The organism is Kaistia sp. MMO-174 (assembly GCF_037147815.1).
In the GTDB taxonomy this organism is placed as follows: domain Bacteria; phylum Pseudomonadota; class Alphaproteobacteria; order Rhizobiales; family Kaistiaceae; genus Kaistia; species Kaistia nematophila.
Map to the genome: position 1 here is coordinate 1 of NZ_JBBCUO010000005.1, position 26,144 is coordinate 26,144.

At 67.2% G+C, this 26,144-nt stretch carries 20 protein-coding genes; 12 read left to right on the top strand and 8 right to left on the bottom strand.

Annotation, left to right across the window (positions count from 1 at the left end):
* The first annotated feature begins 632 nt into the window (after positions 1-632).
* The 5 genes from WFK98_RS17865 to WFK98_RS17885 all read left to right on the top strand — a co-directional run bounded on the left by WFK98_RS17865 (position 633) and on the right by WFK98_RS17885 (position 7,733).
* Positions 633-2,267 (top strand): GMC family oxidoreductase, encoded by a 1,635-nt coding sequence (locus WFK98_RS17865; protein ID WP_336801183.1) that lies wholly within the window; start codon positions 633-635, stop codon positions 2,265-2,267.
* A gap of 179 nt (positions 2,268-2,446) precedes the next feature.
* Positions 2,447-3,424 carry an ATP-grasp fold amidoligase family protein gene (locus tag WFK98_RS17870; protein ID WP_336801184.1) on the top strand — a complete coding sequence of 326 codons (978 nt, stop codon included), beginning with the start codon at positions 2,447-2,449 and terminating at the stop codon, positions 3,422-3,424.
* Positions 3,425-3,558: 134 nt separating this feature from the next.
* Complete coding sequence (locus WFK98_RS17875; RefSeq protein WP_336801185.1) at positions 3,559-4,806, top strand: D-amino acid dehydrogenase; 1,248 nt, start codon at positions 3,559-3,561, stop codon at positions 4,804-4,806.
* Between the two features lie 412 nt (positions 4,807-5,218).
* Positions 5,219-5,635, top strand: coding sequence for a nucleoside diphosphate kinase regulator (gene rnk / locus WFK98_RS17880; RefSeq protein WP_266336560.1), 417 nt, complete (start codon positions 5,219-5,221; stop codon positions 5,633-5,635).
* Positions 5,636-5,675: 40 nt separating this feature from the next.
* A complete protein-coding gene (locus tag WFK98_RS17885) occupies positions 5,676-7,733 on the top strand; it encodes a bifunctional DedA family/phosphatase PAP2 family protein (RefSeq protein WP_336801186.1) in 2,058 nt (685 codons plus the stop codon).
* Here the strand turns inward: WFK98_RS17885 and WFK98_RS17890 are convergent.
* From WFK98_RS17890 to WFK98_RS17910, 5 genes are all read right to left on the bottom strand, one after another.
* On the bottom strand, positions 7,693-8,655 hold the full coding sequence (locus tag WFK98_RS17890; RefSeq protein WP_266336562.1) for a nucleoside hydrolase: 963 nt from the start codon (positions 8,653-8,655) through the stop codon (positions 7,693-7,695). The two genes, WFK98_RS17885 and WFK98_RS17890, sit on opposite strands and share 41 nt — an antisense overlap.
* Before the next feature lie 91 nt (positions 8,656-8,746).
* A complete protein-coding gene (locus tag WFK98_RS17895; protein ID WP_336801187.1) occupies positions 8,747-9,661 on the bottom strand; it encodes an ABC transporter permease in 915 nt (304 codons plus the stop codon).
* On the bottom strand, positions 9,658-10,749 hold the full coding sequence (locus WFK98_RS17900; protein WP_336801188.1) for an ABC transporter permease: 1,092 nt from the start codon (positions 10,747-10,749) through the stop codon (positions 9,658-9,660). The genes WFK98_RS17895 and WFK98_RS17900 overlap by 4 nt, the downstream gene beginning before the upstream one ends.
* Positions 10,746-12,272, bottom strand: a complete 1,527-nt coding sequence (locus WFK98_RS17905) for an ABC transporter ATP-binding protein (protein WP_336801189.1) — start codon at positions 12,270-12,272, stop codon at positions 10,746-10,748. Before WFK98_RS17905 ends, WFK98_RS17900 begins: the two co-directional genes overlap by 4 nt.
* A 40-nt stretch (positions 12,273-12,312) precedes the next feature.
* Complete coding sequence (locus WFK98_RS17910) at positions 12,313-13,431, bottom strand: BMP family ABC transporter substrate-binding protein (protein WP_336801190.1); 1,119 nt, start codon at positions 13,429-13,431, stop codon at positions 12,313-12,315.
* A gap of 263 nt (positions 13,432-13,694) precedes the next feature.
* Here WFK98_RS17910 and WFK98_RS17915 point away from each other — a divergent pair, with 263 nt between their 5' ends.
* A complete protein-coding gene (locus WFK98_RS17915) occupies positions 13,695-14,699 on the top strand; it encodes a LacI family DNA-binding transcriptional regulator (RefSeq protein WP_336801191.1) in 1,005 nt (334 codons plus the stop codon).
* A gap of 5 nt (positions 14,700-14,704) precedes the next feature.
* Here WFK98_RS17915 and WFK98_RS17920 read toward each other — a convergent pair whose 3' ends face one another.
* Complete coding sequence (locus WFK98_RS17920) at positions 14,705-15,574, bottom strand: isopenicillin N synthase family dioxygenase (RefSeq protein WP_336801192.1); 870 nt, start codon at positions 15,572-15,574, stop codon at positions 14,705-14,707.
* 321 nt (positions 15,575-15,895) lie between these two features.
* Between WFK98_RS17920 and WFK98_RS17925 the strand changes: the two genes are divergently transcribed.
* Complete coding sequence (locus tag WFK98_RS17925; protein ID WP_336801193.1) at positions 15,896-18,505, top strand: DNA translocase FtsK; 2,610 nt, start codon at positions 15,896-15,898, stop codon at positions 18,503-18,505.
* A 221-nt stretch (positions 18,506-18,726) separates the two neighbouring features.
* Here the strand turns inward: WFK98_RS17925 and WFK98_RS17930 are convergent, their stop codons facing one another.
* On the bottom strand, positions 18,727-19,395 hold the full coding sequence (locus tag WFK98_RS17930) for a GntR family transcriptional regulator (RefSeq protein WP_266336570.1): 669 nt from the start codon (positions 19,393-19,395) through the stop codon (positions 18,727-18,729).
* Positions 19,396-19,554: 159 nt separating this feature from the next.
* Here WFK98_RS17930 and WFK98_RS17935 point away from each other — a divergent pair, with 159 nt between their 5' ends.
* The 5 genes from WFK98_RS17935 (at position 19,555) to WFK98_RS17955 (ending at position 25,070) form a co-directional block, all read left to right on the top strand.
* On the top strand, positions 19,555-20,805 hold the full coding sequence (locus tag WFK98_RS17935; protein ID WP_336801194.1) for an extracellular solute-binding protein: 1,251 nt from the start codon (positions 19,555-19,557) through the stop codon (positions 20,803-20,805).
* A gap of 236 nt (positions 20,806-21,041) precedes the next feature.
* Positions 21,042-22,148 carry an enolase C-terminal domain-like protein gene (locus WFK98_RS17940; RefSeq protein ID WP_336801195.1) on the top strand — a complete coding sequence of 369 codons (1,107 nt, stop codon included), beginning with the start codon at positions 21,042-21,044 and terminating at the stop codon, positions 22,146-22,148.
* 10 nt (positions 22,149-22,158) lie between these two features.
* On the top strand, positions 22,159-23,115 hold the full coding sequence (locus tag WFK98_RS17945) for a carbohydrate ABC transporter permease (RefSeq protein WP_336801196.1): 957 nt from the start codon (positions 22,159-22,161) through the stop codon (positions 23,113-23,115).
* Positions 23,116-23,125: 10 nt separating this feature from the next.
* A complete protein-coding gene (locus WFK98_RS17950) occupies positions 23,126-23,971 on the top strand; it encodes a carbohydrate ABC transporter permease (RefSeq protein ID WP_336801197.1) in 846 nt (281 codons plus the stop codon).
* Positions 23,972-23,981: 10 nt separating this feature from the next.
* Positions 23,982-25,070: an ABC transporter ATP-binding protein gene (locus WFK98_RS17955; RefSeq protein WP_336801198.1), complete on the top strand. Its 1,089-nt coding sequence runs from the start codon at positions 23,982-23,984 to the stop codon at positions 25,068-25,070.
* 16 nt (positions 25,071-25,086) lie between these two features.
* Here WFK98_RS17955 and WFK98_RS17960 read toward each other — a convergent pair whose 3' ends face one another.
* Entirely contained in the window at positions 25,087-26,115 is a 1,029-nt protein-coding gene (locus tag WFK98_RS17960; protein WP_336801199.1) for a glycosyltransferase family 2 protein, read from the bottom strand.
* Positions 26,116-26,144: the final 29 nt, after the last annotated feature.

Sequence of the window (26,144 nt, forward strand, 5' to 3'; positions counted from 1 at the left end):
AACCGGAGGCAGCTATCTAGTCGCCTTCCGACAACCAGTCAACTACCAAATTAACAAAACTCGAAGACGAGTTTTCCGTTCGCCGGCAGCGGTGCCGCCCGCGTTCTTGAGCCGGGTTATAGGCACCGAGCCCCACCCCGTCAATCGACATTTTCCGAAAATTCGAACTTTCCTGACGCCGGCCGGCCCGCCATGTGGATAAGACGGGCCGCGCCAGGCGCAAAGCCGCGCAATTGCTTGGTTCCAGCTAACACACTGACAAACATTAATTTTCATTAGCAATTAGCAAGCCTGCCGAAGCAGACAATCGAGCCTGATCGATCGGGCCGGACGACACCGCCCTGGAGCTCAAGCAGAGGTTCGCCACAACATCGCCGGCTCAGCTTCCCGGTCGATTTTCCGACCGACACGCCGCAGATGCCGGCGCCGGGAGCGACCTCCGCTGCCGATTCCGGGGTGGCCCTCGCCTACCGGCGCCACACGAACCGCCCGGATGATCGCGCGGTTGTGATCACACACGCATCACGCCTTGGTGAAAGGGAGAGCCGCGCCACCCTTGCGCAATCGACCCGGCCGATTCAGCTTGGAGCGCCGCGCACCCCGCGCTTCCGCTTCTGACAGGACCGATCCTGATGGCCTATGACTACATCATCGCCGGCGGCGGCTCGTCCGCCTGCGTCGCGGCGACCCGGCTGGTGCGCGACCACGGCGCGCGCGTGCTGCTGGTCGAGCGCGGCCCGGCGCACTACGCCAGGCTGATGCAGATGCCGGCCGGCTACATGAAATATCTCGGCCGCGAGGATTTCCTCGAGATGCACCACACGGTCGAGCAGCCGCGCCTTGGCGGCCGCGGCCCGATCGTGCCGCAGGCGAAGGTGCTCGGCGGCGGCAGCTCGGTCAACGCCATGGTCTATATGCGCGGCCAGCGCGCCGACTATGACCATTGGGACAATTTCCTCGGCGGCAATGCCGGCTGGAGCTATGCCGACCTGCTGCCGCACTTCAAGGCGCTGGAGAAGAACCAGAAGTTCAACGATGCCTATCACGGCATCGACGGCAGCCTGCTCGTCTCCGATCCCGGCCAGCTCTGCGAGATGACGCGCGACTATATTCTCGCCGCGCAGGGCGCCGGCATTCCCTACAATCCCGATTTCAACGGCGCCCGGCAGAACGGCGTCGGCGTCATGCAGCACACCATGGGCGTGGTCGACGGCAGGATGCGCCGCAGCGATGCGGTGTTCTCCTTCCTGTCGCAGGTGATGAACGACAAGCGCCTCACCGTCGTCACCGACGCTCTGGTGACGCGCATCCTCATCGAGGGCAGCCGCGCCGTCGGCATCGAATATGTCCGGGAGGGCAAGCGCATCGAGGCGCGGGCCGACCAGGAGGTGCTGGTCGCGACCGGCACCTACAACACGGCCAAGCTTTTGATGCTGTCGGGCATCGGGCCCGAGGCGCATCTGAAGGAGCACGGCATAGCGGTCCATACCGACCTGCCCGGCGTCGGCCAGAATCTGCAGGATCACCATGAGGTGCCGGTGATCGCCACGACCAGGCGGGCGAGCGGCTATTTCGGCGAGGACAAGGGCTGGCCGATGCTGCGCAACGGCCTGCAATACATGATGTTCGGCACCGGTCCGGTGACGACGACGGGCATCGAATCCTGCCTGTTCTATGATCCCGATGGCGGCGACCGGCCGACCGTGCAGCTCTATTGCGCGCCGATCGTCTATCTCGACCGCGACGTCACCGACATGCAGCCGACGCATGGCGTGACGCTGACCTCCTGCCTGCTCAGGCCGAAGGCGCGCGGCTCGGTGAAGCTGCGCTCGGCCGACCCGTCGGCGAAGCCGGTGGTCGATTCCAACTTCTTCGGCGATCCCGACGATTTGCGCCTGACCATCGCCTCGATGCGCTTCGCTCGAAAACTGCTGCAGACCGAGCCGGTCGGCTCGAACATCAGGGGCGAATTGCTGCCGGGTTCCGACAAGCTCAGCGACGATGAACTCGCCGCCTTCTGCGCCAAGACGGTGAAGACGAATTACCATCCCTCCGGTTCGGCCCGCATGGGGCGCGACGACGATCCGATGGCGGTGCTCGACAGCAAGCTGCGCGTGCGCGGCGTCGAGGGGTTGCGCGTCATCGACTGCGCGGCGATCCCCTTCATTCCCTCCGCCAACACCAACGCGATCGCGCTCGCGCTCGGCAACAAGGCGGTGTCGATCCTGATGAACGAGACGGTGGCGCCGGCCGTGCTCGACGCCTGAACCGCAGGGCCACAGCGCGGAAGATCTGCCCGCGGCTTGACGACCGTGACGCGGGACGGTTGAAGCACGGCTTTCGCCACAAGGGCCGGGGGGCCAATCTTGCGACACCGTCTTCATCCTCATGCCGCGGCAATGCTGCCGACCCGCCTTGATTCGGGCCCGGCGGCGGGGAGCCCGGCATGACGGGGGCACACCGCCTGCTGGCGCGCCCGATCGATGCGGCGCTGCACGCGAAGCATCGCAAGGCGACGCGCGCCTTCCGGGCCGAGATCGGCGCGCTGCCGCGGATCCTGCTTCCCGTCAGCTATAGCGACAAGATGTTCTGGCGGCGCATGTTCGACCGCAACCCGGCCTTCGTCGCCCATTGCGACAAGCTCGCGACGAAGCGGCTTTTCGCCCAACAGGACGTTGCGGTGGCCGAACTGCTGTGGAGCGGAACCGACCCGGCCGCCCTGCCCGACGCGCTGCGCCATGGCGACGTCGTGGTGAAAATGAACGCCGCCTGCGACCGCAACTGGTTCTTCCGCCACCGCGACGAGGACCGCGCCGCCTTCGAAGCGACCTGCCGGGGCTGGCTGGAGCAGACTTTTGGCGTCGACGCGCTCGAATGGGCCTATGGCGCGGCGCCGAAGCGGCTCCTTGCCGAACGCGTCCTCGCGGACGATCCGCGCGGGATTGACGAGATCAAGGTGCATCTGTTCTCGGGCGAGGTCTTCTATGCGCTGATCTACCGGGGCGAGAAGACGCCCGACGGCCGGTCCGGCATCTTCGACCGGGATGGCCGCCGGCTCCGCGTCACCAATTCGGTCGTGGCCAAGGATCCCGGCCGGGCGCTGCCTGCGGGTTACCGCGTGCCAGACTGCTTCGGTCGCGCCATCGAAGTGGCGCGGCGGCTCGCGGCCGACACGGATTATCTCCGCGTCGATTTCATGGTCGTCGACGGCAAGCTCCATGGCGGCGAGATCACGCCCTATCCCTCGGCCGGGCTCATGACCAACTCGGATCCGGCGGTGCTGGCGCAGATGGGGCGCAGTTGGGATCTCCGCCGTTCCTGGTTCCTGCGGACGCCACAGACTGGCTGGCGCGCGCTCTATCAGGCGATGCTGCGCCGGCATGTCGAGACGCTCGGCAGTGATCCGATCCCCCGCCTCGCCTGAACGATCTTCGCGCCGCCGTCCGGCTTTCGGGAGGGAGCGCTTGATCGTCGGACCGACTTCCGCTTGAACGATAAAGGCGCTGCATCGGCGGCGGCTGGAGCCACTCGGCTTCCGGCGATGGGGACAGGAACGCAATGCGCATAGTCGTGCTCGGTGCCGGTGTGATCGGCGTGACGACGGCCTGGTATCTGGCCGAGGCCGGCCACCAGGTCACGGTGATCGAGAAGAACGCTTCCGCCGGGCACGGCACCAGCTACGCCAATGCGGCGCAGATCTCGCCGGCGCTGTCTTCGCCCTGGGCCTTTCCCGGTCTGATCGGCAAGGCGGCGTCGTGGATCTTCGCCAAGCATCCGCCGCTGATCCTGAGCCGCATGCCCGACTTCGCCATGAGCCAGTTCCTGTTCCGGATGTGGCGCGCCTCCAGCCTCGAGCAATATCTGCGCGCCAAGCGCGACATGGTCCGGCTCGCCGAATACAGCCGCGATTGCTCCGACGCGCTGCGCGCCGAGATCGGCATAAAGTATGATGGCCGGCAGAAGGGACTGATCGTCGCCTTCCGCGAGGCGAAGCAGGTCGAGGGCTACCAGCGCGACCTCGCCGTGCTCGACGAACTCGGCGTGCCGCATCGCCGCCTCGGCCGCGACGACCTGCTCGGCCTGGAGCCGAACATCGACCCGCAAAGCGGCGTCGTCGGTGGCGTGCTGCTGGAGACCGACCAGACCGGCGACTGCTTCCTGTTCACCCAGGCGCTGGCCGAGCAATGCGCCGCGCGCGGCGTGCGGTTCCTCTATGGCCGCACCGCGGACAAGCTGGTGATCGAGCGGGAGAGGGTGATCGGCGTCGCCAACGGCGGCGAGACGGTCGCGGCGGACGCCGTCGTCGTCGCTCTCGGCGTCTGGTCGAAGGGCCTGCTCGAACCGCATGGCATCCCCGTGCCGATCTATCCGGTGAAAGGCTATTCACTGACCATCGACGCGCATTCCGACGACGTCGGACCGGTCAGCACGGTCTCGGACGAATCGCTCAAGGTCGGCCATACGAACCTGGAGAACCGCATCCGCGTCGGCGGCACGGCGGAGCTGGCCGGCTATGATTTCTCCCAGCCGGAGAAGCGCTATGAGGGGCTGATCGCCTCGCTCCGAATGCTGTTCCCGAAGGTGCCCGAAGCGGCGATCGCCTCGGCCGAACGCTGGTCGGGCCTGCGGCCGGTGACCCCGGACGGACCGCCGCGGATCGGCCGCTGCCGCTATCCCAATCTCTATCTGAACAGCGGCCATGGCACGCTCGGTTGGACCATGGCCTGCGGCTCCGGCAAGACGTTGGCCGACCACATCTCCGGCGTCCGACCCGAGGTCGACATCGCGCCGTTTGCGCCGCGCTAGGCGGATGCCGGTGTTTCACGTGTGACGTTTTTCCGCGCGGAGCGCCCGGCGCGGCCCTGATTCGCCCTCCCTCGCCGACCGTTTGACTTTCCAGCCGGCGTGCTTATGTCTTGAAGACCATGTTGAGCCATTCGACCTTCTGCCGTTCCCTGCACCATGCGGGTCTCCTGATCGCGGGCCATTAGCCCCGGGTTCGGCGTGCGCGTTCGCCCCGAACACGGGGCTTCTGCCGGTACGACTGCTCCTGCCCAAACCTTTCCTGACAGACGGGCCGCCATGCGCATTTCGCGCGGGCTGCCGGAATCTTACCGCTCCCTGCCATCGAGCGCTGCGCGGGGAGCGAACGACCCCAACCCCCTTCCCGGGACCGCCGCTGAAGCGCGAAGCTCCCGACCCAGACTGGAGACAAGACATGACCACCCGCAGCGCCGGCCGCCTGAAGCCCCGGATCACCATTCTGGCGGCCGATCACGAGCGGCTCTCGACACTGGCGCGCGCCGCGGCCCATACGCTGCCGGATGTCGCGACCGTGCTGACCGAGGAGCTGGACCGGGCCCGGGTCGTCGCCGATGCCAGGCGCTCGCATCCCTTTGTCCGCATGAATCACGAGGTCGAGTTTCGCGACGACGTCGCCGGCACGGTGCGCAAGGTGACGCTCGTCTATCCGGAAAACGCCGATATCGGCCAGGGCCGGATCTCCGTCCTCACTCCGATCGGCGCCGCGCTGATCGGCGTCGGGGTTGGCGAATCGATCAGTTGGGAGACCCGCAATGGCGAGCTGAAGCGGCTGACCGTGCTGCAGGTCGGCGGCGACGAAGCGGCCGCCTGATGCGGGAACGGGCGATCCGGGATCGATAGCGGGCACCGCCATGAACGACTGGCTGCAGGGCTTCATCGATCTCGTCGTCCAGCACCCGCACTGGGCGGGCCTGCTCGTCTTCGTGACGGCGATGGCCGAATCGATCGTCGTCGTCGGCATGTTCGTGCCGGGAACGGCGATCCTGATCGGCATTGCCGCCGTTGCCGGGCTCGGCGAGCTCAAGCTCTGGCCGCTGCTGGTCTGGGCGACGCTCGGCGCGGTCGCCGGCGACGGCGTCTCGTACTGGCTCGGCCATCGCTACAAGCAGCAGATCCGCGCCACCTGGCCGCTCAGCGAGCGGCCGGAACTGTTCGAGAAGGGCGAGGCGTTCTTCCATCGCTACGGCGCCATGAGCGTCACAATCGGCCGCTTCGTGCCCGGCGTCCGCGCCATCATCCCGGTGGTGGCCGGCGTCGTCGGCATGCCGCCGCTGCGCTTCTATGCCGTCAACATCCTCTCGGCCATGGTCTGGGCGCCGGCGCATATCCTGCCGGGCGCCGGGATGGGCCTCGCGCTCGGCGTGCTCGGCTCGATCGCCGGAAGGCTCGTCGCGGTCCTGGTCGGCGTCCTCGTCTTCGCGGGCCTCGCGATCTGGGCCATTCATCTCGGCGTGCGCTGGATCGCGCCCGGCGCCGCCCGGCGCTACCGCCGCTTCGTCGCCGGCTGCAAGCGCCGCGGCAGCTGGGTGGACCGCGCCATCGTCTATGCGCTCGATCCGGACGATCCCGGCACCTCGACGCTGATCGTCATGGGCGTCGCCGTGATCGCGCTGGCGCGGATCTTCGTCGGCCTCGCCGAAGACGTGTTCATGCGCGAGCAGATCACCCGCATGGATGCGGCGATCTCGACGCTGGTGCAGGGCTGGCGCACGCCGGCGCTCGACGATGTGATGATCGCGATCACCAGCCTTGGTGACGGCGTCGTCGTCACCGCCGTGGTGGCCGCGGCCGTGATCTGGCTGTTCGTCGGCCGCGAGCGGAAGCTCGGCGTCGGGCTGGCGCTCACCATGGTTCTGGCGGCAGTCTCGGTGCCGGCGCTGAAGAGCGTGCTGTCAATCCCGCGTCCGATCGAGATCTATTCCGGCGCCGATGCCTTCAGCTTTCCGAGCGGCCACGCCACGTCGGCAGCGGCCCTCTATGCCTCGCTCGCCTGGCTCGCGACCCACAATGCGGCGCTGCGCTGGAAGATCGCCGGCTTCGCGCTGGCCGGAGTCCTGATCACGGCGATTGCCGCCTCGCGCGTCTATCTCGCAGCGCATTGGCCTTCCGACGTGCTGGCGGGCCTGACGCTCGGCCTGGCGCTGGCGGCGATCTATGCGCTCGTTTTCCGTCGTACCGACAGCCGCACCATGGGTCCGTGGCGGCTGGTCGCCGTCGTGCTGGCGACGCTGCTGGTTGCCGGCGGCGCGCGCGCCTACACCAATTTCCCGCATGCGCTCGAGGTCTATCGGCCGCGCGTCGTCGAAACCACGGTGACGGCGGAAAGCTGGCTGGGTGGCGGCTGGGCGGATCTTGCGGCGGAGAGGCTGGAGCTCGACGGATCGGATGGCGGCGCGCTGGTGCTACAGGCGGACGTCTCGCTCGCGGCGCTGCGGCAGGGGCTGATCGCGTCCGGCTGGCAGATCGCGCCGGCCGGCGATGTCGTCGGCATAGCCGGGTTCCTGTCGCCGAAAGCGGCGCTCGACAGCCTGCCGCCCTTGCCGCTCACCCATGCCGGCCGGTTTGCCGGACTGACGATGGTGCGCGAAACGGGGCCGGCGAGCCGGCTGGTGCTTCGCTTCTGGCCGACGCCGAATCTCGTGCTCGAAAGCGGCGCGCCGGAGCGGATCCTTCTCGCCTCGATGACGGTCGAGACCGTCAGCCGGCCGCTCCACCTCGCCACCATGCTGCATGACCGCGAAATCGCGGCCACCGAACAACTGGGCCTCCTCGCGCCGCTGGCCGGCCGGCCGGAATGGCGGGCGGAGACGAGGGCGCTGGGCGACCGGCGGGTCCTGCTGCTGACCCGCCCGTCGCCTCCGGCTCCGCCTATGCCCCGCGGAGAATCGTCTGGCGATACAGCGCCTTGAAGCGCTCGGAATCGACCTCGGTGCAGATCCTGTGCGACGGACGGTTGTCCCAGTCTCCCGGCGGGAAGCGGTGGCTGTCCGGCTTCTGGATGGTCTGGCCGACGGCCATGCCCTCGGTGATCACCCGGATGGCGCCGCTGCGCGTCGTGAACAGGGTGGGATCGAGCAGGTAGGCGACGGCGGAGGAATCATGCACGAACATGTTTTCCACGCCGGCGGCGTGGTGGTAGGCGACATAGACGCGGGTGATGTCCCAGATGAACCGGCCGGCTTCGCCGCCGTCCTTCGCCAGCGCTTCCAGATATTCGGTCGAAAGCTGCGTGCGCTGGGTGACGTCGAGGCCGACCCAGGTAACCGGCCAGCTGCCGCCCGCCACTTCGTCGGCCGCCAGCGGATCCCCGGCGATGTTGGCCTCGGCGGCCGGCGTGACGTTGCCGTGATTGCCGTGGAAGCCGAAGGCGCCACCCATGATCACGACCTGCTTCACCAGCCCGGCGATCTCCGGCGCCTCACGCAGCGCCAGCGCCAGATTGGTCATGCGGCCGACGGCGACGATGGCGATCTCGCCGGGATTTTCGCGGATGAGGTCGATGATCAGGCGATGCGCCGGACGCGGATCGACGGTCCTGGCGATGGTCTCGGGCAGTTCGATGTCGCCGATGGCGTTGTGGCCATGGACATAATGCGGCGGATCACCGGCCGGACCGACCAGCGGCGTCGCCGGGCCCTGCGCGACGGGAACGTCGATGCCGAAGCGCTCGACCAGATAGAGCGCGTTGCGGGTGGTGGTCGCGATCGTGCCATTGCCGAGCGTCGTCGTGATGCCGACCAGCTCGATCTCCGGCGAGTGCTTCAGGAACAGCAGCGCCATGGCGTCGTCGACGCCGGGATCCGTATCGAAGATGACCTTGATCTTGCTCATGCGGGGCATTTCCTCTGGTTATCGATTGCCGTCCGGCCGGGATGCCGTGGCCGGGCAGGAAGGGAAGGGCGGGTGCGTTCCGGCCGCGCGATCACGCCCGCGCCAGCAGGCGCTGGCGGCGGCGGGCGTGGACGACGAGGGCGATGACGGGGACGAGGTAGGGCACGGTCTGCATCAGCTCGCTCGGCAGGCCAACGCCCTGCAGCGCGATCGACGCCGCCTCGGCGATGCCGAGCAGCAGCGAGGCGAACATGGTGCCGGTCGCGCTGCCATGGCCCATCACCTCTGCGGCGAGCGCGATGAAGCCTCGGCCGGCGCTCATGTTCTGCGAGAACCAGCTGACATAGCCCATCGACAGGAACGCGCCGGCCGCGCCCGCGAAGACGCCGGATGCCACCAGCGCGCCGACCTGGACGCGACGGACATTGATGCCGGCGATCTCCGCCGATTCCGGATTTTCGCCGACGGCGCGCAGCCGCAGCCCCATCGGGGTGCGCATCAGGAACAGGCCGACGCCCGGCACCGCCAGAAAGGCGGCATAGGTCAGAATGTGGTGGCCGGAGAGCAGCGTACCGAGCACGGGAATGCCGGCAAGGACGGGAATGGTCAGGCTCGGCAGCACCTGGCTCGACAGCGATCCCGACATGCCCTTGTCGCCGGTCAGCATGAACAAAAGCAGCGTCGTGCCGGCGGCGGCGGCCATGTTGAGCGCGATGCCGGAGAGGATCAGGTCGGATTTCAGCACATGCACGGCAAAGGAAAGCGCCGCGCCGAGCGCGCCGCCGACCACCAGCGCGGCGAGGAAGCCGAGCGTGGCGCTGCCGGTCGCGGCGCTGACGACGACGCCGGCGAAGGCGCCGGAGAGCATCATGCCCTCGACGCCGATATTGAGCACGCCGGCGCGTGAAGAGATCAGCACGCCGAGCGCGGCCAGCAGGATCGGCGTGGTGACGCGCAGGATGGCGGGAATGAAGGTGATCAGGCTGGCGAGGTCGAGTTGGGTCACGCGATGCCTCCTTCCACGGCCTTCGTCTCCTTGGCGGCGTTCGTCGCCGGCTTGCTGCCCGCGACGAAGCGGAGCAGGCGCGGATTGCGCATGATCGCCTGGGCGGTGACGACGATGAGCACCAGCGCCTGGATCAGGCCGACGGCCTCGCTCGGCACGTCGAAATTGCGGGCGATCAAATCGCCGCCGACCTGCAGGTAGGAGAGGAACAGGGCGGCGGGAATCAGCAGGATCGGGCTGTCGCGCGCCAGGATGGCGACGACGACGCCCGTCCAGCCATTGCCGGGCAGCGATTGCCACGAGAAGCGCTGGTAGAGGCCCAGCATCTCGATGCCGCCGGCGCCGGCGGCGATCAGCCCGCCGATCACCTGCGAGCGCAGCAGGATCGAGCGGATCGGCAGGCCGAGATGCGCGGCGAAGCTCGGATTGGAGCCGACGATGCGCGCCTCGAAGCCAGCCCGCGTCATGAACAGGTAGACGGCGCCGAGCCCGCATGCGGCGAGCGCGATCAGGGTGCCGAGATGGATGCGCGTGCCGGCGATCAGCTTCGGCAGCTTCGCGTCATTGGGGATCTTGTACGACACCATCGCGCCGGCGGCGGGATCGCGCAGGAAGTAGTTGACGACGAACAGGCCGATGAACAGCGCCGCGAAGTTCAGCATCAGCGACGAGACCAGTTCCGACGCCTCGTAGCGGGCGCGCAGATAGCCCGGCACCACGCAGACGCTCGAGCCGACGATCGCGCCGACGAGAATGCCGACCGGCGCCATGGCGAAGGCCGGCAGCGGCACCAGCAGCACGGTCGCGACCGTGGCGAGGCCACCGAGGAAGAACGCGCCCTCGACGCCGAGATTGAACATGCCGGCCCGGAACATCACGGCGACGGCGAGACCGCACATCATCGCGGGCGTCGCCATCTCGATGATGTTGCCGGTGTGGCGCGGATTGCGGAACGGGCCGAACACGAAGGTGTCGAGCACGGCGAGCGGATCGGGCAGGCTCATGGCGATCGGCACGAGCACGATACCGACGACCAGCACCAGCAGGACCGCGGTGATGACGAAGGAGGCGAAGGCGGAGCGGATCATGCGGCGCTCTCCAGGCCGAGCATGTAGGGGCCGAGCCGTTCCGGCGTCAGGCCGGGCTCGTTCTCCATCCGGGCGACGATGCGGCCGGCATAGAGGATGACGATACGGTCGGAGAGGGTGAGCAGTTCGTCGAGATCGGCGGTGACGAGCAGCACGGCGCCGCCCTTCGCCGCCAGCTCGGAAAGGCGTTCATGCAGGAAGGCGGCGGCGGCGACGTCGATGCCGCGCGTCGGCTGGTCGGCGATCATGAAGCGCGGCTCGGTGGCGAATTCGCGCGCCGCGATCAGCTTCTGCGCATTGCCGCCGGAGAGCGCCGAGAGCGGCGCGTTCGGGCCGGGGCAGCGCACCTTGTAGCGCGCGATCATCTCCTCGGTCCGCGTTTCCATGGCGCGGCGCTTCAGGAAGGGGCCGCTTGAGAAGGCGGCGAGGCGATGGGCGCCGGCAATGGCGTTCTCGACCAGCGTCATCCGCTTCGAGCCGCCGTCCAGGAAGCGGTCGGCCGGCAGATGGGCGAGGCCAAGGCGTCGGAGCGCGGCGGTGCCGAGGCCGGCGGTCGGCTGGCCCTCATAGGCGATGCTGCCGGCGGTCGGCTGGGCGCGGCCGGTCAACAGCGAGACGAGCCCGCGCTGGCCGCTGCCATCGACGCCGGCGACGCCGAGGATCTCGCCGGCATGCACCGTCAGGTCGATGCCGTCGATGCGGTCATTGGCGTCGCGAGCTTTCAGATGGACGTCGGAAAGCTGGACACGCGGAGCGCCCGAAACCCGACCGCCGCGCTTCAGCGCCGGGCCGGCCGCCTGGCCCATGACGAGGCGGGCAATCGCCTCGTCGTCGATCGCGGCGAGCGGCGCGTCGCCGGCAAGCCTGCCGGCGCGCAGCACGGTGACGTGGCTCGCCAGCGCGCGAACCTCGCGCAGCTTGTGCGAGATGAACAGGATGGTGAGGCCGGTGGCGCGCATGTCGCGCAGCCGCTCGAACAGTTCGTCGGTTTCCGGCGGGGTCAGGACGGCGGTCGGCTCGTCCAGGATCAGTACGCGGACGTCGCGCGACAGCGCCTTCAGGATCTCGACCTTCTGCTGCGCGGCGACCGAGAGGGTGCGCACGACCGCGTCGGGATCGACGGCGAGATTGTAGCGCCGCGCGAGATCCTCGACCCGGCGGCGCGCGGCCGCCCGGTCGAGAAAGGCACCGCGGCGCGGCTCCTGGCCGAGAACGATGTTCTCGGCCACCGAGAGCGACGGCACCAGCGAGAAATGCTGGTGCACCATGCCGATGCCCCTATCGGCGGCGACGCGCGGCGACGCGATCGCCACCGCCTCGCCGTCGAGCAGGATCGATCCGGCCGAAGGCTGCTCGAGACCGAACAGGATCTTCATCAGGGTCGACTTGCCGGCGCCGTTCTCGCCGCAGACGGCGTGGATGACGCCGGGCCGGATCGCGAACGAGACGTCGTCGAGCGCCAGGGTGCCGTTTCCATAGGTCTTGGAAATGCCGGCAAAGGCGATGATCGGCCGATCGGTCATGCGACCTCCTGGAACTATCGGAGCGGGAGGAGGCGACGGCTCAGGGGCGAACGCTGTCGCGCAGCGCGTTGAGCTTGTCGGTCTCCAGGCCGAAGGCCGAGGTCACCTTGATCGACCCGTCGATGATGCCGGCGCGGGCATCGGCGATCTGCTTCTTCAGCGCCTCCGGGACGAGCGTCACGAAGTTGCCGGTCTCGACCAGGCCGACAGCGTTCTCGGCCAAGCCGATTGCCTCGACCTTGCCGGTCGGCAGCTTGCCTTCGAGGAACAGGTCGTAGGCGCGCAGGATCGATACGTCGATGTTCTTCACCATCGAGGTCGCGACCTTGGCGGCCATGGCCGGATCGCTCTCCTTGAAGATCGCTTCCTGGTCGGAATTGACGCCGAGCGCCCACTTGCCGACATCCTTGGCGGCGGCGAGCTGGCCGAGGCCGGTCAGGCCGGCGACGTTGAAGCCGATCGCCGTGCCGGTGCGATACTGCGCCAGCGCCAGTTCCTTGCCCTTGGCGGCGTCGTTGAACGAGCCGGCATAGGAGATCGCGACCTTGATGTCCGGATTGACCGAGCGCGCGCCCTCGACATAGCCGGTGAGGAAGTCGTTGATGACCGGGATGTCCATGCCGCCGAGGAAGCCGATCGAGCTGCCCTGGTCGGCCGGGATCGTGCCGTCCTTCAGCAGGCCGGCGGCGAGGATGCCGGCGAGATAGGAGCCCTCGTTCTGCTTGAAGACGACGGAATAGACATTGTCGTAGCCGCCATTCTCATAGGGCACGACACCGTCGACCAGCACATAGGTCTTGTCGGGATGGTTCGGCGCGACCTCGCCGATGATGTCGGAGATTTCGAAGGTCGAGGAAACGATCAGATCCCAATCCTGCTCGGAGACGTCCTCGAAGGTCGGCATCCACTTGGTCTGGTCGGTGCCCATCTCGATGACCTTGGTCTCGACGGCATCGCCATACTTGGCCTTGATTTCCTTCAGTCCGGCGGCGCCGAGGTCGAAGAACGACTTGTCGCCGAGATTGCCGTTGACGAGGAAGACCACCTTCTTCGGGCCGTCGGCAAGCGCCGCGCCGGTCGAGGCGGCGAAGCCGAACGTCGCTGCCGCGACGGTGGCGAGAAGAAGCCTGGAGAGTCCCCTGCGGGTGATGTGCGCCATGATCTTTATTGTCCCTGCTCGCTTGTTCGCTCTGGATCGGGCTCGTTTTCTTAGGAGTCGCCACGGCCCGGATGACGACGGTATTGAATTCGGTTAAACGTTTTCCATGAGCTTAATCGAGGCTATCGAAGCGTCAAGCCGATTTCGCAGGCTGCCGCGGCTGAAGAAGCGGGCAGACGGGACGGGACAATGCAACCTTCGCCGGCCGAGGGACTGGACAGGCCGGAAGGAGACGCCATGATCGCGCCAACGAGGTGGCTTGCATGAGCACGATCAAGGACGTAGCGGCGCTGGCGGGCGTATCGATCGCCACGGTCTCGCACTACATGAACAAGACCAAGGCGGTCAGCGAGGCGACGGCCGAGCGCATCGGCAAGGCGATCGCCGATCTCGACTACAGCAAGGATTCGATGGCGGCCTGGTTCAAGACCTCCCAGGTCCCGGTCATCTTCGTCGCCACGCCGCATGCCGACACCTCGTTCTTCGACGATGTCTCGGCGGCGATCGAGGAACGCTTCGACCGACATGATCTGAGCGTGCTGCGGGTGCAGCTGGCGACGCTGGAACGGATGCGGCGCGGCGGCCCGCTCGCTTCGCTGCTGCAACGGGCGGCCGGCGTCGTCGTGCTCGGCCATTCCGACGAATGGATCGAGGACGAGGCGGCGCTGGCGGCGCAACTGCCGACCGTCATGCTGAACTGGGACCGGCTGGTGGAATTCCGCGAGCAGGGCCTGGTCGAGCATCTCGACCTCGGCGCCGACAGGGCGCTGACCTACCTGGCCGAGCGCGGCCATCGCGACATCGGCCTGATGACCGGCCCGAGCCTGCCGCGCGCGCAAGGGCTGCTGGCTGCGTCGCGCAAGGCGGCGGATCGGCTCGGCCTCAACCTCGACCCGCGCTGGATGGTCGAGACGAGCTATGATTTTCCCGACGCCCGCGACCGGGCGCGCGCCATGCTGGAGAAATCGCCCCGCCCGACGGCGGTCTTCACCTTCGGCACGCAGTTCGGCTTCGGCGTGCTGCAGGCCGCCTATCAGCTTGGCATCAATGTGCCGGGCGACCTCTCGGTCCTGAGCTATATCGACTGCAAGCAGACGGAGCAGTGCGCGCCGCGCCTGACCACCGTCTCGCCGTCGATCCCGCAGATCGCCGCCCATGTCGTGGCGCGCATCGTGACGCTGATGACCGATCGCGAAGCGACCGAGGTCACATCGCTCGAGGTCGAACTGACCGAACGCGACAGCGTCCGGTCTATCCGAGACATCTGACGGCGCTATTTGACGCCGAGCTGGCGCAAGCGCTCGTCCAAATAGGATTCGGCCGTGTAGCGTTCGGAAAGGACCACTTCCGGCCGCGGCTGCAGGAAAAGCGGGATCGAGATGCGCGAACGGCGGGCGCCCTCGCCGGAGGGATTGACCACCCGGTGCGTCGTCGATTTGTAGAAACCGCCGGACGCCTCCTGCAGCATGTCGCCGACATTGATCACCAGCGTGCCGAAATCCGACGGAACGTCGGCCCATTCGCCCGAAGCCGTCAGCAATTGCAGGCCGCGCTCGTTCGAGGCCGGCAGCACGGTCAGGAGATTGATGTCCTCATGCGCGGCGGCGCGGACCGCGCCCGGCTCCTCCTCGCCGGTCAGGGGCGGATAGCGCAGGATGCGGAGCAGCGTCGCCGGGCTGGCGTCGATCATGCTGGCGAGCGGCATCGAGAATTTGGCGCTGACCTCGGGCGGCGTATGCGCCTCGACCCAGGAAAGAAGTTCGCCGGCAAATTCGCTCGCGAGCGCATAATAGCGCCGCGCCGCGTCGGACACCTCGGCGGGATAGCGCCCCCACGGGAAGACGTGGAAGAACTCCTTGAGATCGCGCTTGGTGTTGCCCTTGGCCGTCTCCGAAACCGCCGAGGAAAAGAAGCCGTCATGCTTCGCCCTGTCGAAGGCATAGGCATGCTTGGCGTCGCCATCGAAGAAGTCCAGCCATTCGGCATAGACCTGCTCGACCAGCGCCTGCGGAATCGGGTGGTCGCGGACGACGCCGAAGCCGGTGCGGTGGAGCGAATCCGTGAAGAGCGCCGGTGCTGCGGGGTCCTTGTAGGAGACGGCGGCGACGCCATCCCGGCTGGTCGTCGGATCGATCGTATCCATGCGTGGTGCCTCCGAATGGTAATCGTTTAACTCCCAGCCTTTCGGCCAAGTTCTCGCAGCTTGCTAGCAGTTGCGGATTTCGACAAGGGGGAAAAATCGAGGCTGGTTTCCACACCGTCCGGCAGGGAATTCCCGGGCTCGGCGCGCCGGCCTCGTCCACACGTCGCGGCCGGCGGATCCGCCCCCTGTGGGAGCGCTGCAACAGGGGGGGTCGAATGGTGGATTGAACAGCCGACTCAAACCATTCGTTAACGCTGTTCTTCGTATCTCTGAGCGACCAGCAACGGTCGGCCAGACCGCGTACCAGGGTCAGCGACAAACATGCGTTCTTCCAATCGGCCTCCCCAGCCTCTCCCCTTCATTCCAGCCGAGCCGGCGGTGCCGGGTTCGGTGGATCGGGAGGCTTCCCGCTACCAGAATCCGTCCCGCGCGCCCGCCGCGCCGACGCGCGCCAATGCGGCTCCGCCGGCGCCGCCCGTCCTGCGCGAGGCCCCCGTGCTTGGGCCCGATGGCGAGCCGCTGCCGTCCTGGCTGCAGCCCTTCACCGCCGGCATGAACGCGCGCTTCACGCGCACGCCGGACTATCTGCGCCGCCCGCGCAATGCCGAGACCGAGGCTGAAGCGCCGGCCGAGACGATGGAGACGGAGGAGGCGCCGGTCGTCGCCGAGGCCGTCACCGCCGAACCGGTCGCCGAAGTCGTAATCGCCGAGACCATCGCCATCGAGGAAGCGGTCGCCGCTCCGGTCAAGCCGCTGGTCGAGCTTGCGCCGCCGCCGCCCGCCCCTGCCGCCGAGGCGCCGCTGCCGACCGAACCGGCCGAGTACCAGGCCGAGATCGTCGCGGCGTCGCGTCCCTCCAACATCCGCCGGCTCGAGCGCCTGATCCAGGTCGGCCGCGCCGTGCCGCCGCAGCGCGCGATCGGCCTCGAGGCCGCGCCGCGCGCGCCGGTCGCCGAAGCTGCGCCGGCCCGCGTCACGCAGCCGGTCCGCCATGCGCCAAAGGCGGAAACGCCCGCGGCCGTGCAGGCTCCCGTCGCGCCCGCGCCGGAAGTCGTTGCCGCCCCGGTCGAAACCGTCGCTCCGGCGCCGGTCGCCATCACGGTTCCGCAGATCGTCGCTCCGGTCCTGCGTGCGCCGGAAACGCTGCTGCCGGGACATGTCCAGGCCTCGATCCAGGTCTGGTTCGAATGGCCGATCTGGGTGACGCCGGTACAGAGCCTCAGCGTCCGCTCGCGCGAATCCCGCCGCCTGCGCCGCGAGAGCTTCGCCGAAGCCGCCGCCATCGAGGCCGCGGTCGAGGCGGCCGAGGTTTCTGACGCACCGGCGGCGCCCGTCGCCGTCGTGGCCGAGGCCCCCATCGCCCCGGTCCGCACCGAAACGGTCGTCAGCTTCCATGCCGGCGAATACGAACTGCCGCCGCTCGAGCTGCTGGCCGAACCGCCGGTGACCGAGCCGCCCTTCGAGCTCTCGGCCGAATATCTCGACCAGAACTCCAACTTCCTGCAGCAGACCCTGCGCGACTTCGGCATTCGCGGCGAGATCATCGACGCCAATCCCGGCCCGGTCGTCACGCTCTATGAGCTGGAGCCGGCGCCCGGCACCAAGTCGTCGCGCGTCATCGGCCTTTCCGGCGATATCGCCCGCTCGATGAGCGCGGTGTCGGCGCGCGTCGCCGTGGTCGAGGGCCGCAACGTCATCGGCATCGAACTGCCGAACCAGACCCGCGAGACGGTGTGGCTGCGCGAGCTGATGGCGAGCGAGGCGTTCGCGGAGGCCAAGGCCAAGCTCGGCCTCTGCCTCGGCAAGACCATCGGCGGCGAGCCGGTGATCGCCGACCTCGCCCGCATGCCGCACCTGCTCGTCGCCGGCACCACCGGCTCGGGCAAGTCGGTCGCGATCAACACCATGATCCTGTCCCTGCTCTACCGGCACCGCCCGGAAGAGTGCCGGCTGATCATGATCGATCCGAAGATGCTCGAGCTCTCGGTCTATGAGGGCATCCCGCATCTGCTCACCCCTGTTGTCACCGATCCGAAGAAGGCCGTCACCGCCCTGAAGTGGGCCGTGCGCGAGATGGAGGAGCGCTATCGCAAGATGTCGCGCCTCGGCGTCCGCAACATCGACGGCTTCAACCAGCGCGTCGCCGAGGCGCGCGAGCGCGGCGAGGTGATCACCCGCACGATCCAGACCGGCTTCGACCGCACCACCGGCGAGATGATGCAGGAAGAGGAGGTCATGGACCTCTCCAACCTGCCCTACATCGTCGTCATCATCGACGAGATGGCCGATCTGATGATGGTGGCCGGCAAAGACATCGAAAGCGCCGTGCAGCGGCTCGCCCAGATGGCCCGCGCCGCCGGCATCCATCTGGTCATGGCGACGCAGCGCCCGTCGGTCGACGTCATCACCGGCACGATCAAGGCGAACTTCCCGACCCGCATCTCCTTCCAGGTGACGTCGAAGATCGACAGCCGCACCATTTTGGGCGAGATGGGCGCCGAGCAGCTGCTAGGCCAGGGCGACATGCTCTACATGGCCGGCGGCGGCCGCATCCAGCGCGTGCATGGCCCGTTCGTCTCGGATCTCGAGGTCGAGCATGTCGTGGCGCATCTGAAGCGCCAGGGCCGGCCGGAATATCTCGACGCCGTCACCGCCGGCGACGAGGAAGAGACCGAGGCAGCCGCCGCGCCGGCCGAGGACGACGTCGCCGTGTTCGACAAGAGCACGATGGGCGAGGAGGGAGGCGGCGACGCCTACGAGCAGGCCGTGGCCGTGGTGCTGCGCGACCGCAAGGCATCGACCTCCTACATCCAGCGCCGCCTGCAGGTCGGTTACAACCGCGCCGCCTCGATCATGGAGCGGATGGAGCAGGAAGGCATCGTCGGCCCGGCCAACCACGCCGGCAAGCGCGAGATCTTCATGGAGCGCTAGAGCGTTTTCGAGCGAAGTGGGCACCGGTTCGCGTTAAGAAAACGCGACCAAACAAAGAGCTAGAGCCTTTCCGTGAAGCACGGAAAAGCTCTAGCGCTTCGTCCGGGCGAGGCGCCGCGCTTCGCCCGGACCGGTCGACACGAAAAAGGCCAGGGCCTTTCGCCGGTACGGCGGGATGCCCTGGCCTTCTTTTTTGCTTCGCCTTTTGCGATCGCGCGGCGTCAGAGGCCCATGGCGCGATGCATGGCGCGGGCGAGATGCGCGTCCATCGCCGCGACGGCGGTGTCGGGATCCTGCGCCTCGAGCGCGGCCAGCACGGCGAGATGCTCCTGCATCGTCTGCACGATGGCGAGCGAGGACAGCATGTACATGTTGTCGAGCCGGATGACGCCGATCTGCTCCATCATATGCGCATGGGCCGAAATCATCAGCGGGTTGCGCGTGCTCTCCAGCAGCGCCCGGTGAAAGGCCTGGTCGACCTCGGCCGAGCGCGCGATCAGGGCCGATTCGACCGTGCCACCACGTGCGAGTTCGATGATCGCCTCGTGCCGCGCCCGCCAGTCGGCCAATTCGCTCATCGTCGCCCGCTCGGCGAAGCGGCGCACCGCCTCCCCCTCCAGCACGCGGCGCATCTGGAAGCAGTCCTTCAGATGGCTCATGTCCGGCTTGACGATGCGGATGCCCGAGCGCGGCAGGACCGTGAGGAAGCCCTCCTTCTCGAGCAATTGCATCGCCTCGCGCAGCGCGCCCGTCTGCACCTCGAGCAGCTCCGCCAGCTCGCCCTGCGAGACGGTCGCGCCGATCGGAATCCGGCGCGAGAACAGCGCCTCCTTGAAGCGCTGATAGGCGATCTGGCTGAGCTTGGTCGGGGCTTCGGCGATCTGGGCCATGGTGACGAAAGTCCTCCTCGCCAGCCCTATAGCACATTCTTCATATATGAAACAGCAAGCCTGTTGCTATCAGATGATCGATATGAATAATCAGATGCGGAATTTGGTTGCGGGAGAGGCGGCCAAACTCGCCCATATGTCGACACTGGGAGGAAACCAATGGTCGCCAACATCACCCGCCGCAGCCTGATGGCCGGCAGCGCCGCGCTCGTTGCCGGCGCAGCGCTGGCGCCGATGCGCGCCCTCGCCGCCAGCAACATCAACTACTGGCACCATTTCACCAGCCAGGCCGAGTTCGCCGGCCTGCAGGCGGTGATGGAGGCGTTCGCCAAGGCGAAGCCGGACATCACGGTCACCCAGGAAAACATCCCGAACCCGGAATTCATGGCGAAGTTCACCGCCGCCGTGGTCTCCGGCAGCCGCCCCGACACGACGATGGTGACGGCCGAGCGCCTCGCCGACATGCTGGCGATGGAAGGCCTCGTCGACATCACCGCCCGCGTCGACGGCTGGAGCGAAAAGGCCCACTTCCCGGAGGACCGCTGGAAGGGCATCTCGCGCGAAGGCAAGATCTACGGCGTACCCGCCTTCGCCTTCGTCGACTGGGGCTATTACCGCTCCGACTGGTTCGAGGAGGCCGGCATCGCCGGTCCGCCGACCAACTATGCCGAGTTCGTCGACATCGCGAAGAAGCTGACCGACCCGGCCAAGGGCCGCTTCGGCTTCGGCATGCGCGGCGGCGCCGGCGGCCAGAAATACGTGCTCGACATGATGGAATCCTTCGGCGCGCCGGTCGTCGACGCGGAGGGCAATATCGGCCTCGACCGCGACAAGGCGATCGAGGCGGTCAAGTTCTATGCCGGCCTTTTCACCACCGAGAAGGTCGTGCCGCCGAGCGCGCCGGGCGACGGCTACCGCCAGATCATGGAAGCCTTCCGCACCGGCCAGACGGCGATGGTCTGGCACCATACCGGCTCGTTCCAGGAGATCTCGGCCGCGCTGAAGCCGGGCGTCGAGTTCAAGACCTTCGCCATTCCCGCCGGCCCTTCGGCCCGGGTCGCCCGCCTCGCCTATCTCTACAATGCGCTGATGAAGGAAGAGAACGCCGACGCGGCCTGGGACTGGATCAGCTACTGGGGCCAGTCCGAGCCGGCGATCGCCTTCCTGGAGAAGACGGGCTACTTCCCCGCCAATGCCGCTGTGGTCAAGGACGAGCGCATCACCTCGAACCCGCTCTATGCGCCGGCCGTCGAGACGCTTTCGTTCGGCCGCCTGCCGGCCAATTTCGTCGGCATCGCCGGCTGGTCGGAGCATACCGTGCTCGCCGCCTTCCAGAAGGTGCTGATCGGCCAGATGACGGCCGAGGACGCCGTCGACGAGATGATCGCCGGGCTCGAAGAGACCAAGTAGCCCCGTGCATCAAGGCATCGTCTTCACCTCTCCCTGAGGGAGAGGTCGACGGCGTAGCCGGCGGGTGAGGGTTTACGGCCTCTCCGGATGGTTCCCTAACCCCTCACCCGGCTCTGCGAGCCGACCTCTCCCTCTGGGAGAGGTAAGGCGACGCCCCCCCTCGACCGTTCCTGAAACGCCATCCCTACCGCTCATCGCAATCCGTCAAGGCGTGCCGATCACGCCGGGAGCCTTTCGTGAAGATCACCGATATCCGTGCCTACATCGTCGAGGACGATCACCCGCAATATCCGTTCCGCTGGCGCGAGGGCCTCGCCGGCTCGGGCGACGGCACGCCGCTCGACCAGCGCCCGAAATCGGCGATCCTGCGCATGGATACCGACGAGGGCATCACCGGCGCGATCAAGATCGGCGACGGCGAGGCGATCGCCAGCCTGACGCGCCGGCGGCTGAAGTCGCTGATCGGCGAGAACCCGCTGATGACCGAGCGGCTCTGGACCAGGATCTGGGAGATCGACCGGATCGAGGAACTGCACATGCGCCATCTCGGTCTGATCGACCAGCTCGCCTGGGACATCAAGGCCAAGAAGGCGGGCCTGCCGCTCTACCAGCTGCTCGGCGGCAATTCGAACCGCATCCAGGCCTATGCCTCGACCGTCACCTGGAACACGATGGAAGAGTATGAGCGCTACATCAAGCAATGCATGGATGTCGGCTTCACCGCCTTCAAGCTCCATGCCTGGGGCGACGCCAAGCAGGACGCCAGGCTCAGCCACAATCTGCGCAAATGGACCGGCGACGACGCGGCGCTGATGTTCGACGGCTCGGCCGGCTGGGATTTCGTCACCTCGCTCTGGTTCGGCCGCCAGCTCGAGGATGCCGGCTTCCTCTGGTACGAGGAGCCGATGCGCGAATTCGACCTGCGCAGTTATGTGAAGCTGACCGAGCAGCTGGAGATCCCGGTGCTCGCGGCCGAGACCTCGGATGGCTGTCACTGGAACGCCGCCACCTGGATCGACATGGGCGCGCTCGACATGATGCGCACCTCTTCCTTCTACAAGGGCGGCATCACCGGCGCGATGAAGGTGGCGCATCTGGCGGAATCGCACGGCATGCGCGCCCAGGTGCACGGCATGGGCGTCGCCAACGCGCATATCTGCGGCGCCATCCCCAACAACGACTTCTACGAGCAGCTCGTGATGTCGAGCGAGCAGATCGCCGGCCTCGCCACCATGGCGGAGCTGCCGGTCGTCGACGGCTACATCACCGTACCGGAGACGCCGGGCCTCGGCTTCGAGCCGGACTGGGCCCATCTGGAGCGCACCGCGCTCGCAATCGTCTAAGGAGAAGCGGATGGCCGAACGCATGTCAGCCCTTTCCGAGCCGTCACCCTCGATCTGGCGGCGGCTCGATCCGGCGACGGCGCTCGGCCGTCTCTCCGAAAGCCGCTACTGGATGTATCTGCTGCTGGTCCCCAGCGCGATCCTGATCCTGGCGGTGGTGCTCTATCCGACCGTCTACGGCTTCCAGCTCAGCTTCCGCCAGATGCGGCTGAACCGGCCGGATCTCGGCACCGGCTTCGTCGGCTTCAAGCACTACATCGCCATGTGGTCCGACAAGGTGTTCTGGCTGTCGCTGCGCAACACCGCCGTCTGGGTCACCTTCGCCGTGGTGATCGAGTTCGGGCTCGGCCTCGTCGCCGCGCTGGCGCTCAACCGCAACCTGCCCGGCACCAAGCTGATGGGCGTGCTGATCCTGCTGCCCTACTTCCTGCCCAACGTCGTCGCCGGCCACATGTGGGCGCTGCTGCTCGATCCGCGCCTCGGCGTCATCAACGACATCCTCGTCCGCCTCGGCTTCCTCGAAACCTACAAGGCCTGGTTCGCCGATCCCTCGACCGCGCTCGGCGCCGCCATCCTCGTCGAGGCCTGGCACGGCTTCCCCTTCTTCGCGCTGCTGCTGCTCGCTGGTTTGAAGGGCGTGCCGGACGACCTCTACAAGGCAGCCTCCGTCGACGGCGCCGGCCCGATCCGGCAATTGCGGCTGATCACGCTGCCGATGCTGCGCTCGGTCATCGCCGCCGCCGTCATCCTCCGTGTCATCGGCCTGGTCAATTCGCCGGATCTGCTGCTGATCCTGACCGGCGGCGGCCCCGGCCAGTCGACCCAGGTGCTGTCGCTCTACGCGTTCCAGAAGGCCTACAAGGACTTCAACTTCGGCTATGCCGGCGCGCTTTCCGTCGTGATGTTCGTGCTGCTCATGCTGTTCGCCTGGGCCTATGTACGCGTCTCCAAGGTGAACCAGGACTGAGGAACGAGCCATGATCACGACAAGCCGACGCGCCCGTCTCGCCTGGAACATCGCCACCTATGCGGTGCTCATCACGCTGACGGTCTTCTGCATCTTCCCGCTTCTGTGGACCTTCCTGACCTCGCTCAAATACGAAGCCGACATCGTCACCCAGACGATCCAGTACATCCCGACCCGGATCACCTTCGACAATTACGTCGCGATCTGGACCCAGTCCGGCTTCCCGACGCTGGTGTTCAATTCCTTCGTCGTCACGGCGACCACGGTGGGGCTCTGCCTGATCACCGGCACGCTCGCCGCCTATTCCTTCTCGCGCTTCCACTATCGCGGCCGAAGCGCGCTGATGCTGGGCTATCTGGTCATCCGCATGTTCCCGGCCGTCTTGATGATCATCCCGCTCTTCATCCTGATGCGCGGCGTCGGCCTGCTCGACAGCCGCCTCGGCCTGGCGCTCGCCTATACGAGCTTCCTGCTGCCGCTGTTCGTCTGGATGCTGAAGGGCTTCTTCGACGCGGCGCCGAAGGAGCTCGAAAGCGCCGCCCGCATCGACGGCTGCACGCGGCTCGGCGCCATGGTCCGCATCGTGCTGCCGCTCGCCCGCAATGGCCTCGTCGCCACCTCCGTCTTCGTCGCCATCGCGGCGTGGAACGAGTTCCTGTTCGCGCTGATGCTCACCACCAGCCAGGGCTCGCGCACCTGGCCGGTCGGCCTGCAGCTGATGGTCGGCGAATTCCAGCTGCCCTGGGGCGTGCTCGCCGCCGGCGGCATCATCAGCATCATCCCCGTCATGATCCTGTTCGCCATCGTGCAGCGGACCATGGTCCACGGAATCACCGCCGGCGCGGTCAAGGGTTGAGGACGAAACCATGTCGACACTGACGCTGAACGGCGTACGCAAGAGCTTCGGCGCGCTCGATGTGCTGCAGAGCATCGACCTGAAGCTGGAGGATGGCGAATTCCTGGTCCTGCTTGGCCCCTCGGGCTGCGGCAAGTCCACCCTTCTGAACATCATCGCCGGGCTCGAGACGCCGACCGCAGGCGACATCCGGATCGGCGACAAAAGGGTCAACGACGTCCACCCGAAGAACCGCAACATCGCCATGGTGTTCCAGTCCTACGCGCTCTACCCGACCATGCCGGTCGAGCGGAACATCGGCTTCGGCCTGGAAATGCGCGGCGTCGAGACGGACACCCGCAAGCGCGCCGTCGATGGCGCGGCGCGCATGCTGCAGGTCGACCACCTGCTCGACCGCAAGCCCGGCCAGCTCTCCGGCGGCCAGCGCCAGCGCGTCGCCATGGGCCGCGCCATCGTGCGCGAGCCGGAATTGTTCCTGTTCGACGAGCCGCTCTCCAACCTCGACGCCAAGCTGCGCGCCGAGATGCGCACGGAGATCAAGCGCCTGCACAACCGGCTCGGCACCACGGTCGTCTATGTGACGCACGACCAGATCGAGGCGATGACGCTCGGCACCCGCATCGCGGTGATGAAGGGCGGCGTGATCCAGCAGCTCGCCGACCCGATGACCACCTATGAAAAGCCGGCCAACATGTTCGTCGCCGGCTTCATCGGCTCGCCCTCGATGAATTTTGTCCATGGCGTCTTGGCACGCGACGATGAGCACATGGTGCTGAAAACGGAAGGCAGGGACCCGACGACGATTCGCCTGCCCCGCGTCGCCGCCAATCTGGAAGGCCTTGCCGGCCGGAAGGTGGTGCTCGGCGTGCGGCCGGAATCCTTCGCGGCCAATGCCTCCGAGCCGGATTTGACGGGCACGATCGACGTCGTCGAGCCGACCGGCCCGGACACGCTGGTGGTTCTGACGCTGGGCGGGCAATCGATCACGGCAAGGCTTGGCCCCAAGCTCGCGATCGCACCGGGCGAACCCCTCGGCCTCGCCATCCAGCCCGACTCGATCAGCCTGTTCGACCCGGACTCGGGCAACCGGATCGAGTAAACGGCCCCGCGCGCGCCTAGGCGACCTGTCGCTGAAGCACGACCGCCGCCTTCTTGCGGTCGGATATCGCGTAGCGAAGCAGCATCCGGGCAAGGTTCGTCAAGCGGGCGCGGTGGACGACATGGATCAGTGGCGCAACCCGCCGGAAGCGCCGGCGCGTCCGGCGCGGGAGTTCCGGCGCAATGACCCGCATGTCGGCCCAGCAACGGTCCATGCGCGGCTTGTCGCCAGCCTTCGACCCGTTGATGTAGTCGCCGACGACGGAACGAAAGAACCGCGGCGCGATATAGTCCCGCACCCAGAATTGATGCAGCCTCGGCTCGTTCGGGAAGGTTTCCACCAGCTTCCGGTAGTAGATCATCCGCGAGACGGCCATTCGCAGGCTGTAGGAGGTGGAGCCCGGATGAATGCGCCATTTCGTTACCGGCCGATCGATGTAACGGCTGCGATAGCCTTCCCGGAATATCCGCAGGAAGAGATCGTCGTCCTCGTAGCCCGACAGCCTCTCGTCGAAGCGTCCCGCCTTGAAGAGCGCCTCCTTTTCCAGGAGCGAGGCTCCCGGAAGCATGAACATGTCCCGCTCCAGGCACTGCTGCAGCGTCGTCTTGGGATGGACCGAGCCGAAGCCGTCTAAGCAGCTGTGCGCCACCATCTTCCCGTCGCGGTCGACGTGATCGAGGTTGCCATAGACGACCGCCAGCCGCTCGTCGTTGGAACCGTCGACGAAGGGGGCCCGCAAGGTGGCGAGATGGTCCGGATACCAGACGTCGTCCTGGTCCAGCAGCGCGATGTGGCTGCTGCTGCATCGTTCGGCAGCAAAGTTTCGGGCCGACGACTGGCCGCCATTCGGCTTGCGGAGAAGCGTGATCGGATGGATCTTCGCCATTTCTTCGACGATCGCGGGGCCGTCATCGGTCGAGCCGTCGTCGACGACGAGAATCTCGTCCGGCGGCACCGACTGCGCCAGCACGCTCTCCAGGGCGTCGCGAATGAAGGGGCCACCATTATAGAGCGGGATGATCGTCGCGATCGTAAGGATCGTCATGCATGGCTCCCGAAAAGACAAGCTTCATC